This is a genomic window from Metabacillus sediminilitoris (genome assembly GCF_009720625.1).
Lineage (GTDB): Bacteria > Bacillota > Bacilli > Bacillales > Bacillaceae > Metabacillus > Metabacillus sediminilitoris.
In genome coordinates this window covers 5,523,062-5,538,552 of the sequence record NZ_CP046266.1, presented here as the reverse complement: position 1 = coordinate 5,538,552, position 15,491 = coordinate 5,523,062, and the positions used below count along the sequence as shown (strand labels likewise).

The following is a 15,491-nucleotide window of genomic DNA, read 5'->3' as shown; positions in this document are numbered from 1 at the left end:
CAAGCCAAAAATATATTATTATTAAAGTAGTAAAATGGATACTTTTAGTATGTTTTTTAAAATAATAAACTGAGGGAATTATCATGATACAGATAAAAGATAGATATATTAATCATTCACATCAGAGATGTTTAATAGAATATAAAATGAGCCCTGATGATATTCCGGTTCCTAAATCATGTTTGACCAAAAGTAGGCTGCAGCAAAAGAAAGAACATTTAGATGATGTTATAAGTGTAGCAAGAAAGTTTATGACAAAATTAATTTCTGACTTGAATGGAATGGCGGTTTTAATTGTCATAACAGATGTTGAAGGCTGCATTTTAGAAATGTACGGAGATGAGATGATAAAAGGGCAAGTACAGTCTTTAGGACTGTCCAGCGGGATCACATTTACGGAATCAGAGTTGGGTACAAATTGTATATCAATGGCTTTGGATTTGGAACAGCCAGTTCAAATGATTGGTACTGATCATTTCCACCGATGTTTATACCAAAGTGCTTGTTTTTCTGCTCCCTTTCAGCATTCGGGGAAAATAAGCGGTACAATTTCAGTCATGATGACCGCTCAAGATGCAAGTTCATTTCATTTAGGATTATTACAATCAGCAGTAGGTTCGATAGAACGTGAAGTAAAAGTTAATAAACAGAATAAAAAATTATTAATTCTAAACCAAGTACTAATTAAAAACAGTCGAAACGGAATCATTATTACAAATGAAGTAGGAAATATAATTGAAGTAAATCCATTCGCAGAGAGAGTTTTGTCCTGTAAAAAAGAAGCGATTATAAACAGCCCAATAAAGAAGATTCCTATCATTGGGGAGTATATGGAAAATGTTTTAAGAGGTCATAAAAAATATGAAGATATCGAAATAACGATTTCCGATAAGATTTTCTTATTTGACTCTTTTCCAATATATAATGAGACCAATCAAGTAAATGGAGCATTTGGTCAATTTAGGGATATTACGGATAGATTAATGTTAGAAAAACAAGTTATGGCAAGTGAAAAATTGTCTGCAATTGGAAAGATAAGCGCTGGTCTTGCCCATGAAATTCGTAACCCGCTTACATCAATCATAGGATTATTACAACTATTAAAAAAACAATTAAAGACAAATGAGCGTAAACAGGTTGAATATTTTAGGATTATTTTTAGCGAGTTAGAAAGAATAAAGAATCTTGTAAATCAATTTGTTCTAATGGCAAAACCTGATCAAAATGAAATTGCAAAATCTTTTATAGAAATGAATGATCTTATTGAAGATATCATTACTTTAATGGAAAGCCAGGTGACAAATAAAGATATAAAGATAGAATATAATGTCTCGCTAACTGAAAAGGTAAATATTGATAGGGATAAAATAAAACAGGTCTTAATAAATATCATCCAAAATTCTTTAGATGCAATCTCACATAATGGAAAAATAAAAATTTCTGTAAATCCTAATTTACATGATGACGGGATTGAAATAATCATTAAAGACAATGGTATGGGGATGGATAAAAGTACATTGAAAAAGGTATCTACACCTTTCTTTACGACAAAAGAAAACGGGTTAGGTCTCGGATTATCGATGAGTTATAATATTATTGAGCTGCACAAAGGCAAAGTGAGAGTAGAAAGTGAGAAGGGAACAGGCACAACTTTCACAATTTGGTTACCAAGATCTTCGAAAAATAGTAATTGAGTTTTTTTGTTTCACACGTCTCTATGAATTCCATTCCCACCTATTTTTTAAAAGATGATATGTATCGGGAAGAATCAGTAAAAACTTATTTGTAAATTAATTTAATTTACTATGTTATAATGATGGTAAGACAGCCAAAATGGAGGACTTCTTCGTGCAACGCGGAACATTTCAATTAATGAAATCTGTTAATAAATCGATTATTCTAAATAAGATTCGAACGTCAGAACCTATCTCAAGGGCACAAATAGCCAAGGAAACAAGTCTTACACCGCCAACAGTCTCAAGCATTGTAAAAGAGTTGATTGAGCAGGGTTTAGTAAGAGAAAGCATGCTAGGTGAGTCAAGTGGCGGGCGAAAACCAACGATGCTGCATATTAACAGCAATGCTTTTTATGTCATTGGTGTTGATGCAGGACCTGAAACAGTGGATTGTGTGCTAACGGACTTAACGGGGGAGATCTTCCACCGGACATCTAGTTTGCTGAACAAACCGTTAACAAATGAACAATTTCTTGCCATTCTAAAGGAAAATATCCATACAATTATCGAGGCTAACTCTATCCATGTAGACAAGATCATAGGAATAGGTATTGCGATGCATGGTGTAGTTGATGTTGAATCGGGAACGTCGCTTGTCGCTCCTAATTTGAACTTACGAAATATTCCTATAAAAGATGTGTTGGAACGGGAATTCAATATCACAATAAAAATTGAAAATGATGCCAGAGCCATGGCGTTAGGTGAATCTTGGTTTGGTGGACACGGTGACGTAGAGAGCATGGTTGCCGTTAATATTGGCCGCGGAGTTGGAGCCGGCGTTGTGATAAACGGTAAATTATATCATGGAGCACAGGGGATTGCCGGGGAATTTGGCCATATGACTCTTGATCTAAATGGGGAAATTTGTGAATGTGGGAATCGCGGCTGCCTGCAAACGTTTGTAAGTGGTGCTGCAATTGCCGGCAGGGCTGAAAAGCAAGTAGAAGAGGCAGGCTCCTTAACTGGGAGAGATGTATTTGAGCTTGCACAACATGGAAATCCAGTCTATATTGACCATCTTCATGAAACCGGAAAGATTATTGGGATTGGTTTAACTAACTTAATTCATCTTATCAACCCTAGTAAAATTGTTTTAGGTGGCGGGGTCATGAAGAGTGAAAAGTTTATGATGCCAGCAATTATGGAAACAATTCAGCAAAGAGCGTTAACAACGGAAGCAAAACAGACCAAGGTGATTGTCACTGAACTTGGGGATGATGCAACCTTATTAGGTGCTGTATCACTGTTATTGATCGAATTATTTGATCCAATTTAATTATAAAAGCTGAACCTTCATAGAGAAAGTTCAGCTTATTTTTATGCTTCTATGCCAAATGTAAACACAGTTTGTTTATGATAATTTTCACCTGGTTTTAAAATCGCATTTGGAAAACCCTCATGATGTAATGATGCTGGCGATTCCTGAGTTTCAAAGCAAACGCCAAGGTATTTCCGTGAGGAACCTTCCGCTAATTCCAAACCTTCATTCAAACTATTTGAGGTATACATCACCATTCCTGGATGATTCGTATTGATTGATAAAACGCGGCCGCTGCCAGGCTCTCGAACGATGGCGTTATACTCCCTGGAATTGTCAAAAATAAAGTAGTGATCATATCCATTCTCAGCTATTTTGTTTTGGATGAACTCATTGTTAAATCCGTCTCCAAGGGTATGCCCAGTACGGAAATCAAAAGAGGTTCCTTCAACATGAAGTAATTTCCCTGTTGGGATAAGATATTCGTCTAGTTCAACAAAAGAACTGCTATCAATTGTGACATGATGATCTTGGACAATATTTTTTGTATTGCCGCTTAAGTTGAAGTAAGTATGGTTTGTTAAGGTAAATGGCGTTGTTTTATCACTCGATGCTTTATAATCAATAATAATCTGATTTTCGTTATTTAGTGTATAGGAAACCACAATCTCAACGTTTCCAGGATAGCCGCTTTCTCCATCAACACTTTTATAAGAAAGATTTAAGCCTATCTCTTTCTTAGCTTGGATAGGGGTAACCTCCCATATTACTTGATGAAATCCATTAGAGCCGCCATGCAGATGGTTTTCCCCGTTATTTGCCTCTAAAGGATATGTCTTATTGTCAATTTCAAAAGAAGCACCTTGAATTCTGCCAGCAACGCGGCCAATGATGGCGCCAAAGTAATGAGGATTTGATTCATACTCATTATAATCCTTATAGCCAAGAACAACATTTTCACTATTTCCATCTCGATCTGGAACAATGATTTTTGTGATGATGCCACCAAAGTTCAGGACACTAACAGCCATACCTCTGTCATTCGTTAACGTATATTCCTTCCACTTTCCCAGAATTTCTCTAGTATCAATCTTCATATCTCTTCCCACCTATTTGTTTAGTGTATAAATGAATCTATGAAATGCTTCCTGCTCTTTCATTACACCTGCATCTTGTAGGACCCTGACAAATTTCTTGCCAAGCTCTGTGTGTAAAATAGATTCTGCCTCTTCTGAATTAGTAAGTGTCCCATACTCATTTCTAATTTGTTCGGCCCAATCCTGATGGTATGCTGCTACTTGACTTGATTGTCCTAGTATGAATCTCTTAATCTCAGTTAATTCATCCTTTAGTCTAGGTGGTAAAACAGCGAGCCCCATCACTTCAATTAATCCAATGTTTTCTTTTTTAATATGATGGACATCAGCATGTGGATGGAAAATTCCAAGTGGATGTTCATCAGTTGTGCGATTATTTCTTAAAACGAGATCAAGCTCATAGATGCCATCTCGATTTCGGGCAATAGGAGTAACCGTGTTGTGCGGCGTATTTTCTGTAAATGCCACTATATTTGCCATTTCATCAGAATAGCCTCTCCATGTCTGTAAAATATGATCTGCTGCATCGACAAGCTGGTCACTATCTGTTCCTCGCAAGCGGATTACTGACATCGGCCATTTTAAAATAGAAGCATTGATTTCTGGATAAGCATGTAACAGAAACGAAAAAGCATCTTCCGCGTTAGTCATGGCAAATTCATATCTACCAGCTTGATAATGATCATGACTTAAAATCGAACCGCCCACAATTGGCAAATCAGCATTTGACCCGATAAAATAATGAGGGAATTTAGCTGTGAAAGTAAGCAATCGATCAAATGCCTTACGGTTAATTTTCATTTCACGATGTTCTTCAGAGAGCAAAATGCTGTGTTCATTATAGTAGACATATGGTGAATATTGTAAATACCAATTTTCATCTAAGAGAGGAACGTTAATAATTCTATGATTTGCACGCGCTGGATACCCAGTTCTTCCTGCATATCCTTCATTTTCTTTGCACAAGAGACATTTTGGATAGTTTCCAGTTTGCTTTATTTCACGTTCTCGCTTAATTTGCTCTGGATCCTTTTCGGGCTTTGATAAATTAATAGTAATATCCATTTGACCATATAGAGTATCAACTTTATAGGATATATTTTTCTGAATTCGGTTCAACTGAATATAATTATTGTTTTTACTTAGGTTATAGAAATAATCAGTAGCTTCTATCGGTGATACTTCATATTTATTATAGAAAGTCGAATTGACAACAGATGGTCTTGGAACAAAGCAATTCATAATATTTGCAGCCAGTATTTCCTTGTCATCAAACACATTACTTATCACGTTATGCTCAACCGCATATGAGATTATTTTTTCAAGGATGTCTGGGATATGATCAATGCTTTTTTGATCTTCTATTTCCGGAAATGAATCTAATCCCAATAAATACATCACTTGATTCTGAACATAAATCGTATCTGCTGGTTCAATTAATTCTACTTCTAACGCTTTATGAATCAGATCAGCTATATATTGATAGATCATGTTCACACTTCCTTTCTATAGCCTTTAGGATGAGTAGAATGCCAATTCCATGCATCTTTAATGATTTTTGTAACGGAAGTTTGGGTTGGATTCCAGCCTAATACTTGTTTTGCCTTTTCAGAGCTGGCAATTAATATGCTCGGATCACCTGCTCTGCGTGCACCTATTTTAGCTGGAATATCTCTGCCAGTTACAAGTTTAGCCTCATCAATCATTTCTTTTACTGAAAAGCCTTTATTGCTTCCAAGGTTGAACACATTGCTTTTACCGCCATTTCGTAGATATTTCAATGCTAGCAAATGTGCGCTGATTAAATCTTCCACATGAACATAGTCGCGGATACATGTACCATCAGGTGTATTGTAATCATCGCCAAAAATGGTAATATGGGAACGCTGCCCAAGAGCTGTCTGTAAAATAATTGGAACAAGATGTGTTTCAGGCTGATGATCTTCACCAATTTCAGCCGTTTCTCTTGCACCTGCCACATTGAAATAACGTAAGGAAACATATTTTATGCCGTGTGCTTGTTCTGTCCATTTCATTAATTTTTCCATGGTAAGTTTTGTTTCCCCATACGTACTAGTTGGGATTGTTGGCATGGTTTCAAGAATGGGTACCGATTCAGGCTCTCCATAGGTTGCTGCTGTTGAAGAGAAAACAATTTTTTTTACATTATGTTCAATCATTGCTTGAAGTAAAACCTGTGTTCCGTAAACATTATTATCAAAGTATTTAAGAGGATTTTCCATCGATTCACCGACAAGTGAATTTGCTGCAAAATGAATTACTGCATCGATCGACTCTTTTTCAAAGATAGAGTTGAGAAAATCGCCATTGCGAATATCGCCCTCATAAAAAGCTGCCTTAGGATGTAGCGCATCTCTGTGGCCTGTTTCAAGATTATCAACGATTACAACCTTTTCACCTTGATCGATTAATTGATAGACTGCATGTGATCCGATATAACCTGCTCCACCTAAAACGAGAACACTCATATTAACACTCCTCAGAAATTTCTTTTGCTCCATCACCAATGGATGCTTGATAAAAAGTGGCATCATATCCAACAACTTCTCGGTAGATAGCGTTTATATTTTCTTCGAATTCTGTTACATTTTCTTTTGCTACAATGGCAATAGCACATCCGCCAAATCCAGCACCAGTCATCCGTGCCCCTAAAACACCCTCAATTTCCCATGCTGTTTTTACGACAGTGTCAAGCTCAAGGCAGCTTACCTCATAATCATCCCTTAATGATAAATGTGATGCATTCATTAATTTTCCAAAGTGTATGAGATCACCCTGCTGCAGCCTTTCCAACGCTTCCAATGTACGAGCATTTTCGTAGACAGCATGCTTGGCGCGTTTTTGATTGATTTCATCAGTGATCAGATGTTTATATTCCTCAAATTGATCTGTTGTTAATTCTCCTAAACTATGAATCGATAGCTCTTTTTGTAACTGTCTTAGTGCCTCTTCGCATTGAGCACGCCTTTCATTGTATTTAGATCCCGCCAATGTCCGTTGTTTATTTGTATTTATAATCATAATTACATAATCGTTCAATGAAAGTGGGGCATACTCGTATTCTAGAGTTTGGCAGTTTAATAGGATCGCATGATCCTTTTTCCCCATACCGATTGCAAACTGGTCCATAATCCCGCTATTCACACCAATGTATTCGTTTTCAACTTTCTGCCCGAGTTGGATCATTTGGATACGGCCAATGTTTAACCCAAATAATCCTTCAAATAAAACTCCTGTAGCCAGCTCAATTGATGCAGAAGAAGAGAGACCGGCGCCATTTGGGATATTTCCATAAAATAAAATATCAGCTCCATGAAGGATCTCATGACCAGATTCTATTAAATAAAGCAATATTCCTTTTGGATAATTCGCCCAGTTGTGTCCTTCTTCAAATGCTAAATCTGATAAATCACATTCTACCATTCCGATTTCAGGGAAATTCAGTGAATAAAAGCGTAATTTTTGATCTTCCCGTTTTAAGCCAAGAGCATATGTTCCAAATGAAAGGGAAGCAGGGAACACATGTCCTCCGTTATAATCAGTATGTTCGCCAATTAAGTTAATTCTCCCAGGTGCGAAAAAGGTCCTAGGTGTTTTATTTGTATCGAAAATCGACCGAAATTTATTTGTTAAATTCTCAATTGTATTCATAATTCCTCCTGTTTTAACTTGTTAACTTATAATAAGAACAACACTTAGTTAATTAATTTAATTAAGTTGAGTTAAGTTTACTATGATTTTTATATGGATGCAATAACTGTTTGTTTGAAATTTAGCGATTTTCAGAAAAAAGAATCGTTTATAAAGGGCAAAATTAGACTATGCATCGAGGAAAACGTCCTTCAACAGAGCGATGAAGCAAATAAATAAAAAAAGCTGGAGTAAGGTGTTATCTTACATCCAGCGCTTCTTATTTAATGAGGAATATTAGGCATATTCCCTTGTATAGGTACCTTTGCATAGCTAGAAAGCATGAGGTTCATATCTTGATCCATCAATTGTGGAACCTGATAATAACCATGCTTGTTTTGATAAAGAAAGATTTCATAGCTTAATTCAATTAAATTCGGTACACTATCTGCAATGACACGGCGTAAGACTGGGTTGGTCATTTCAAGTGCTGCCATCGTTAATAGGGGCGCTAACGATTTAGTGTTTCCTAACATAAAAGTAGAAATGCATTGATCGGAAAGCTCGTTAATTGACTGAACAGGCTTTTTAGGTTGACTTGGTTTTATACCATATACAACATTATTGTTTTGCTCCATTTTATATTGTTGGGTAGGAACAGCAGGATCTTGTCCGGTTTGAAAGCTTTCTACAACTGTGTTGTACATTTGTGTTACAAATGAAGATTGTCGCTGTAAAATAGACTTTAATTCTGGATCCTTAATATATTGGTCATACATTTGATATTGATCTAGCATGCTTATTAGACCAGTTATGACTTCGTGTGCATCAAATACTTCATGACCACCATGGTTTTTCGACATTGTTTGATTAATAGGCATATTTGTTGGTAATTGATTTCCCATTTGGTTTTGGTTCATATTTTGCATGTTGAATTCCCTCCTGTTTAAGTCAAGTACATATCTATATTCTCCTTATTAAAAACATTTATGAGGTGTTTTATTATTTTCCAAATCCCTTTTTGTAAAAGTCTTTACAAGTATTGTTCTCATTATAGTTTGCTCACATATTCCCTTTGTAAATGGTAACGATAAAAAACAGATAGAAAGAGGGAAGGGCTGGGGAACAAATGTTATCATTTCAACCTAATTGTTGGTCTGAGCATGAAGAGCTTGAGGTTGTTATGCTTTGTGCACCAGCTAAGTTAGATGTTCCTGATTTGAAAACAGCTGAGTATGTTCAATGGAGCTCTCCTATAAATCAAGCAATCGCACAAGAAAATTTTTATGAGCTTAGAGAGGCTTTTGAAAATGCAGGAATTAAAGTAATTGATTATTCGAAGGAACTATTAAAGGAAGATCAGATCCTTAGTGACCAGTTGATTAATCGTTTCTTTGTACGTGACCTTGCTTGTGTATTTGGAAATGTGATTTTACCTGGAGAACCAGGAATCTCGATGAGGCGTCCTGAGTATGTACAAGCACATTTATTAATGAAAAAATGGTTTTCTGATACGTTTTTAATAAATGAAAATAATAAGGTAAAAGCATTAGAGTTTGGAGATGTTCTTATCCTTAATAAAGATGTTGTCTTTATAAATAGTGGCATCCGAACAAGTATCGAAAGTATTGAGCAAGTAAAGGGCAAAATATTCAATGCCGGTTTTTCTGAAATAGGAATAATCGATTTACCGCGAAGATCAGATACCCTTCATTTAGATATGAATTGTAATGTAGCAAACAAGGATTTAGTGATATCAAAAAGCTATTTGCGTTATTTTCCTGTAAACGTCATAACGGAGAATACATCTCGGTATGAAATGCCGGAGCAATTTTTAAATCGACATGGATTTGAAGTTTACTGGTTAATGGAATATGATACGGTTCCTGATCTCAACTTTCTTAATCTAGATCCAGAGACATTATTAATCAGCAAGAAAGCACATAAGCAAATGATGAAAGATCATCCTAAATTGAAAAAAAAGAAATTTATCGAAATAGAAGTGACTGAGCTAGAGAAATCAGGTGGTGGGATTCGTTGTATGACACTGCCGTTCCGCCGAAAAACGCTGCAATAAACGATCCCTTGAATATCGATCCTAAAGGCAAAGGAAAACAGACTCAGATAGTTGTGAGCCTGCTCTATATATTCCATATAACCGCTTTTACTTTAGTAAACCAGAAAGTTTGTTTTTCATTCTCATAAAGGGACATTTAGAAGGACTGCTGTTATCATCGCTTAAAAAATATTGTTTCCATTCAAAATTGTCTTCTTGCCCGTACCATTTTAAATCAGGGTGACCTGGAATTCCATCATAATTAACAAGGCGCCTACGTATTACCTTTTTCATTTTGCGTCCATATGCTGTAGAGTCGTTCATTTCTTCAAACACCCAACGTGGCTGAAATGCCATGAATAGGGAGGGGAAATAACGACTTTTACGAATTTTATGAGCAGGCGTAGCACAGAAGATAAAATACGGCTCTCCATTAAAACAAAATTCCCATTTGTTGTTTGAGGGGTCTGTTGGAATATAATCTGGCCATTCCTTTTCATCAAATGTTGTAACCTTATTTAAAACAGACCAAAATAATTCACGATAGTTTTCAACATCATGATCTTTAAGCATATCTTCGGGTGTTTCAAAGAAAACCGCTAAAGAGGAATATTTACCTGTATGACGTGAACATTTTCTATATTCCCTTAAAGCATCAGCAAGTTCCTTTATTGAACTCTCTTCTCGTGGATCGCCGACAAAACTAAACCTCAAATTGTTTGATAAAAACCCATATTTTGCAGGAATACATGGATACATATTTTCATCATCAGCTATCATGGAAGAAAAGGATCTATAGGCTGTTTGTTGCCATAAGGGCAATGTTTCCAACTGTTCGTCAATCCATATCTTTTCTAAAAGTGTTCCCACTCCGATATCCTCCTTCTTTACACAATTACACTATTAATGAAGGTTCGAATGGGTGACTGTCTATTTGTTTATTACTTGAAAATAAGAGCAAATGCACGTTTTTCATTAGGAAATTGATAAGGGGACATTCTTAAGATTAATCGTAGTCCTGTAATAAACTATTTGTGTGATTTCAATTAATAAAGTGGTTAATCCAGCTACTTATAAAATCTAAAAGATAGCTTGTTTATATGATACAACTATGCCAGTATATAAGAAAATATATAAAAGAAGGGGAATAAAATGATGTCTAATTTGCCAAATTGTCCAAAATGTCATTCAGAATATACATATGAAGATGGAAGTCTTTATGTTTGTCCAGAATGTGCCCATGAATGGACGGTAGAGGAATCCGAGAGCAATGAAGATCAAAAGGTTTTCAAGGATGCAAACGGAAATGTGTTAAATGATGGTGATGCTGTTTCAGTAATTAAAGACCTGAAAGTAAAAGGAACTTCCTCTGTTATAAAAGTAGGTACAAAAGTCAAAAATATCCGCTTAGTTGATGGAGATCATGATATTGATTGCAAAATAGATGGTTTTGGTGCTATGAAATTAAAATCTGAATTTGTTAAAAAAATATAAAGCATTTAATAAAAACGGCTGCTAAAAAGTGAACTGAAAATATGTCTTAGAAATAAATCTCTCCTTGCCATACGTATATGGAAATTTGCTTTTTAGTAACCATCAAAAGCCCCCGCTAAAGCGGAGGCTTGCAAATGATAAACAATCTATCAGGTAACCGTTAAATACCTGGGAACCAGCCTGGGGAATGGATAATAGCCTTCCATAATGGATCAGGTACGACCAATTGTTCCTGCTTATCTTTATCAATCTTGGTCACAATTTCGTCTTCTCTTCCTTCTGCTACTTTTTGAACCCAATCTGGGTCAATAATAAGCTCTCTTCCTATTGCAAGTAAAGGGACTCCGGTCGCAAATGCTTTGCGGGCATCCTCAGCCGTGTAAATAGATCCTACGCCTATAAGAGGAACACGATTATTAATTGTTTCAAGTAAGTAGTCGATTCGGGATTTATTTACATCATCTACACCTCTTCTAGGTTTTGAAAAGAACTCAGATAATGAAACATGTAGATAATCCAAGCCTTTATTTGCTAAAGCATCTACTAAAGTTAATGTATCTGCCATCGTAATTCCAGGTGTTTCAGGCTCTTCAGGTGAAAAACGATAACCTACAATAAATGGAGTTTTAGCATGTTCTTTCACGACGCTCATGACTGTATCTACTATTGCTAAAGGGAAAGTCATTCGTTTTTCAATACTGCCTCCAAATCGATCTTCACGGCGATTGGAATGTGGTGAAAAGAATTGTTGGATTAAATATCCGTTTGCACCATGGATTTCAACTCCATCGTAGCCCGCTTCAATCGCACGTCGTGTTGTTTCTCCAAAGGCTTGAATAATCTCTTCAGCCTCTACTTCTGTTAATGCTCTAGGTTTTACATCCTGGTTTTCTGCAGGTATATCACTTGCACTTACAATTTCACCATTTGGTACTAATTCTGGTGGACACATTCTTCCGCCATGAAATATTTGTAGAACTGCTTTAGCTCCTTGGTCCTTAATTCCCTTTGCCAATTGTCTTAAGCTTGGGATCATTTCATCTCGATCTCCAGCAAATTCACCATGGAAACCTTTTCCGTTTGGCGTGACATATGTACAAGCGGTAATTACCATGCTGACACCTTTAGAGCGGCGAGCGTAATAATTTACTTCAGCCTCAGTTACTGTTCCATCAGGATGAGATGAGAAGTTTGTCATTGGTGCCATAACAATTCGATTTTTTAATTGGACTCCATTTGCAAACGTAAATGGAGATAGTAAATTTGCTTCATTATTAATCATGTTGTATTTCCTCCTTTTATCGATATCGTATTAAATTCAGATAAGCTTTGTACACTTTTATGCTTATCAGAGAGGATGAACTTTATTAACAAATTACTGTCGGTAGAAAAAATGGACAATTTACAGAAAGGAATAAACAGGATTATAGTTGAAGAAGACGAAAAAAAGCTCCAATTCTTTTGGAGCTTTTGCTTTATTATAGTGCTTCTTTAATGACTTTTTTATAATACAGAACAGAAAGGAAACCGAATATGGAGTAGAGTGCAGTGTAAAGTACCATAACAATGACCATTGGTGTCCAAACCTCTGTTCCGAATAAAAACCAGCCTGATTGAACGGCAAAATAGCTATGAAGGAGACCGACAACTAATGGAATACCGAAGCTATAGAGCTGTTTTAACTGAATGCCTTTTAGAAGGTCGCCGCGTGTGAAGCCAAGTTTCCTTAAAATTGTATAATTTGCTTTTTCATCTTCGCTCTCATCCATTTGTTTGAAATAGAGAATACATCCCGAAGTGATGAGAAACGTTAGTCCTAAGAATCCAACGATGAACATGATAAGTCCCATATTCATTTTTTGGTTGTTACTCATGTCAAGGCGGGAGTTATGGTTATTGGTGAATTTTCCGTCATGAAAAAGGTCATTTGCTGCAGTTACCTTTTCTTCGTCCTGAATGTTTATCCCAATATAAATAGTAGATCCCTTTTGAATTTCCGGATTAATATCCTTCTTTAAACGGTTAAATATACTTTCGTCAACAATAGCAGTCGGAAGCCCGCCGCTTGTAAAATCATAGGAAATGAGGTGATCTTTTCTTAGACCTAGATAAATCAGCGGAATCACTTCATTTTTGCCTTTTACTTCAATCGTTCCAGAGTCCTTTAAGGTCATAAATTTTTGAAGCAGATCATCGTACCCCGTAAAAACACTCTCATCTTTCGAAAGATCAATGTTTTCAACAGCTTTATCACTAATAACCGGCATCGTCATCATATGAGGATCCACGTTTAACTCATTGAGGTTTGCATCCAATATTTGTTCGACATCAATATCAGCTTGAATGACTTCAATCACTTTCTTCTCATAGTTAATAGAATGATCTTCTAATGTCTTTGTGAATGCTTCTGCATCGCCTGGATTTGTCATCGCAAAATGAGCTGGTACATTATTTTCGGCAGATTTTTCTGCTGAGTAATAGGAGATATAGCTTAACGATAATAAACCAATGGCAAGGGCAGATACGGTTGTAATAATCGTTAATAGCAAGGCATTCGATTTCATACGAAACATAATCGAAGAAAGGGATAATACCTCATTAATCGTTAAATATCCGTCTTTACTTTTTCGAATCATATTTGCTAGAAAACTGACAGATCCCTTGTAAAACAGATATGTCCCAATGATGACAGAGCCAAGAATAAAGATCATGGCAGCGAATAGTTCGGTCATTGAAGTAAAGTCTCCATCAAATAGTTTTGATGAAACATAGTAGCCGGAAATAATGAATATCATTCCAACTATGCCGATTATCATTTGAAAGATCGACATTTTCTTTACATTTCCTTCTGTTGAAGAAGTCACTCGAAACAGCGATAAAATACTCTGTCTTTTAATAAATAGATAATTCATCATCATGATAAAAAGGTAGATGATGAAAAAAACAATAAGTGTTTGGATAAGCGCTTGATTTGAAAACTGCAAGGTCGCAATTGCCTTGACGCCAGTCGTCTTAAATAAGATCATAATGATGATTTTTGACACAGAAAACCCAACAAATATTCCAATCAATAAAGAACCAAAATAGAGAATTAAATTCTCAGCACTTAAGATGCGAAAGATTTTATTTTTTGTCATCCCTATTAATTGAAATAAGCCAATTTCTTTACTGCGTCTTTTAATAAAAATGGTATTTGCATATAAAAGGAAGATCGAAACAATCGCAACTAGTAAAACTGATGCCGTTCGAATGGCAGCAGCTCCTTTTATTGATCCTTCTGCTGCGTCCATTGATGGGTCGTATTGCAATGTGACAAAGGCGAAATATAGGGCAACACTAAAGATTAAGGCAAAGACGTAAAGGTAATAATTTTTTAGATTCTTTTTCAGGTTGCGGATGATGAGCTGGTTAATGTTCATATTGCACGCCGCCTAACACGCCTTGAGTTTTCATAATGTCTTTAAAGAAGTTTTGTCTTTCTTGATCACCTTTATTTAGCTGTGAATAGATTTGCCCATCTTTTATAAAAATGACTCTGCTGCAATAGCTTGCAGCGACAGGATCGTGAGTAACCATAATAATGGTTGCTTTTCGTTTTTCGTTTAAGTCGCTTAATTTATTTAATAGATCGGAAGCCGATTTTGAATCAAGTGCACCAGTTGGTTCGTCAGCAAAAATAATACTTGGCTCATGAATAAATGCTCTCGCAGCGGATGTCCGCTGTTTTTGACCGCCGGAAATTTCATTTGGATACTTATCTTTTAATTCATATATTCCAAGTTCAGTTGCCACTTCCTGAAATTTTTCATTTGCTTCTTTTCTAGGTGTTTTCGTAATGGATAGTGGTAAAAGAATGTTTTCTTTCACTGTTAACGTGTCTAATAAATTATATTCTTGAAAGATAAATCCTAAATGTTCTTTACGGAATTCAGCAAGCTGCTTCTCCTTCATTTTTGTCATTTCATTTTCATTTATTTTAATTGTTCCATGGCTGACCTTATCAATAGATGATAAAACATTGAGAAGCGTTGTTTTACCTGAACCAGATGCTCCCATGATGCTAACAAATTCACCTTTATGAATTCGAATGTCAATTCCTTTTAATACCTCTTGTTTATTGAATTTATTCCCATAGCTTTTATGAATTTTAGTTGCTTCTAATATAAGCATGCAGATAACTCCCTTCATTTGGTAGTTTC

At 35.9% G+C, this 15,491-nt stretch carries 13 protein-coding genes; 4 read left to right on the top strand and 9 right to left on the bottom strand.

The genetic code is table 11. The features are described from left to right. Nucleotides 1-83 precede the first annotated feature (83 nt). On the top strand, nt 84-1,694 hold the full coding sequence (locus GMB29_RS26540; RefSeq protein WP_227551439.1) for an ATP-binding protein: 1,611 nt from the start codon (nt 84-86) through the stop codon (nt 1,692-1,694). A gap of 154 nt (nt 1,695-1,848) precedes the next feature. Then, nucleotides 1,849-3,012, top strand: coding sequence for an ROK family transcriptional regulator (locus tag GMB29_RS26535; protein ID WP_136356245.1), 1,164 nt, complete (start codon nt 1,849-1,851; stop codon nt 3,010-3,012). Nucleotides 3,013-3,053: 41 nt separating this feature from the next. On the opposite strand, the gene GMB29_RS26530 is transcribed toward GMB29_RS26535, so the two are convergent. The 5 genes from GMB29_RS26530 to GMB29_RS26510 all read right to left on the bottom strand — a co-directional run bounded on the left by GMB29_RS26530 (nt 3,054) and on the right by GMB29_RS26510 (nt 8,671). Further along, complete coding sequence (locus GMB29_RS26530; protein WP_136356243.1) at nt 3,054-4,091, bottom strand: aldose epimerase family protein; 1,038 nt, start codon at nt 4,089-4,091, stop codon at nt 3,054-3,056. Between the two features lie 12 nt (nt 4,092-4,103). After that, nucleotides 4,104-5,582, bottom strand: a complete 1,479-nt coding sequence (gene galT, locus GMB29_RS26525; protein WP_136356241.1) for a UDP-glucose--hexose-1-phosphate uridylyltransferase — start codon at nt 5,580-5,582, stop codon at nt 4,104-4,106. A 2-nt stretch (nt 5,583-5,584) separates the two neighbouring features. After that, the gene (galE, locus tag GMB29_RS26520; RefSeq protein WP_136356239.1) at nt 5,585-6,580 is read right to left on the bottom strand and encodes a UDP-glucose 4-epimerase GalE; all 996 of its coding nucleotides are present in this window, start codon (nt 6,578-6,580) and stop codon (nt 5,585-5,587) included. A gap of 1 nt (nt 6,581) precedes the next feature. Beyond that, entirely contained in the window at nt 6,582-7,763 is a 1,182-nt protein-coding gene (locus GMB29_RS26515; protein ID WP_136356237.1) for a galactokinase, read from the bottom strand. 263 nt (nt 7,764-8,026) lie between these two features. Beyond that, nucleotides 8,027-8,671: a spore coat protein gene (locus GMB29_RS26510; RefSeq protein WP_136356235.1), complete on the bottom strand. Its 645-nt coding sequence runs from the start codon at nt 8,669-8,671 to the stop codon at nt 8,027-8,029. Nucleotides 8,672-8,871: 200 nt separating this feature from the next. Between GMB29_RS26510 and GMB29_RS26505 the strand changes: the two genes are divergently transcribed. After that, complete coding sequence (locus GMB29_RS26505; protein ID WP_136356233.1) at nt 8,872-9,819, top strand: arginine deiminase family protein; 948 nt, start codon at nt 8,872-8,874, stop codon at nt 9,817-9,819. 87 nt (nt 9,820-9,906) lie between these two features. Here the strand turns inward: GMB29_RS26505 and GMB29_RS26500 are convergent, their stop codons facing one another. Continuing rightward, nucleotides 9,907-10,668, bottom strand: coding sequence for a YqcI/YcgG family protein (locus tag GMB29_RS26500; protein ID WP_227551438.1), 762 nt, complete (start codon nt 10,666-10,668; stop codon nt 9,907-9,909). A 285-nt stretch (nt 10,669-10,953) separates the two neighbouring features. On the opposite strand from GMB29_RS26500, the gene GMB29_RS26495 reads away from it, so the two are divergent. Further along, nucleotides 10,954-11,292 carry a zinc ribbon domain-containing protein YjdM gene (locus GMB29_RS26495; RefSeq protein WP_136356231.1) on the top strand — a complete coding sequence of 113 codons (339 nt, stop codon included), beginning with the start codon at nt 10,954-10,956 and terminating at the stop codon, nt 11,290-11,292. 160 nt (nt 11,293-11,452) lie between these two features. Here GMB29_RS26495 and GMB29_RS26490 read toward each other — a convergent pair whose 3' ends face one another. From GMB29_RS26490 to GMB29_RS26480, 3 genes are all read right to left on the bottom strand, one after another. Next, the gene (locus GMB29_RS26490) at nt 11,453-12,574 is read right to left on the bottom strand and encodes an NADH-dependent flavin oxidoreductase (protein ID WP_136356229.1); all 1,122 of its coding nucleotides are present in this window, start codon (nt 12,572-12,574) and stop codon (nt 11,453-11,455) included. A gap of 196 nt (nt 12,575-12,770) precedes the next feature. Next, entirely contained in the window at nt 12,771-14,711 is a 1,941-nt protein-coding gene (locus GMB29_RS26485) for an ABC transporter permease (RefSeq protein WP_136356227.1), read from the bottom strand. Further along, nucleotides 14,701-15,462 (bottom strand): ABC transporter ATP-binding protein, encoded by a 762-nt coding sequence (locus GMB29_RS26480; protein ID WP_136356225.1) that lies wholly within the window; start codon nt 15,460-15,462, stop codon nt 14,701-14,703. The genes GMB29_RS26485 and GMB29_RS26480 overlap by 11 nt, the downstream gene beginning before the upstream one ends. Nucleotides 15,463-15,491 lie beyond the last annotated feature (29 nt).